Origin of the sequence: Paucibacter sp. XJ19-41, from assembly GCF_028462495.1 — a bacterium.
Classification (GTDB): domain Bacteria; phylum Pseudomonadota; class Gammaproteobacteria; order Burkholderiales; family Burkholderiaceae_C; genus Roseateles_E.
The window spans coordinates 1-621 of the sequence record NZ_JAQOWX010000291.1 but is presented as its reverse complement, the minus strand read 5'-3'; the positions used below and the strand labels follow the sequence as shown (position 1 = coordinate 621).

Sequence of the window (621 nt, the reverse complement as noted above, 5' to 3'; positions counted from 1 at the left end):
AGGTCATCGTCGACAAGAGCACGGTGCCGGTAGGCACGGCCGACAAAGTCAAGGCAGCGATTGCCGAGGAACTGGCCAAGCGCGGCGTCGAGGTGTCGTTCTCGGTGGTCTCCAATCCCGAGTTCCTGAAGGAAGGGGCTGCGGTCGAGGACTTCATGCGGCCCGACCGCATCATTGTCGGCTCCGACGACGAGCAGGCCACGCTGATGATGCGGGCCATCTACGCGCCCTTCACCCGCAACCATGACCGCCTGCTGGTGATGGATCTGCGCAGCGCCGAGTTCACCAAGTACGCGGCCAATGCGATGCTGGCCACCCGCATCAGCTTCATGAACGAGCTGGCACTGCTGGCCGAGAAGGTGGGCGCGGACATCGAGTTGGTGCGTCGCGGCATCGGCTCGGACCCACGCATCGGCTTCCAGTTCCTCTACGCCGGTGCCGGCTACGGGGGCTCCTGTTTCCCCAAGGATGTGAAGGCGCTGATACGCATCGGCCGCGAGCACGCGCAGGATCTGCATGTGCTCAATGCGGTGGAGGCCGCCAACGACCGCCAGAAGCTGGTGCTCGTGGACAAGATCGTGGCGCGCTTCGGCGAGGATCTGACCGGCAAGCGCTTCGCGA

General features: G+C 64.7%; 1 protein-coding gene. It reads left to right on the top strand.

Features of this window, described 5'->3' with window-relative positions:
- On the top strand, positions 1–621 hold a 621-nt coding region (locus PO768_RS29040; RefSeq protein ID WP_272648828.1), incomplete at both ends, for a nucleotide sugar dehydrogenase.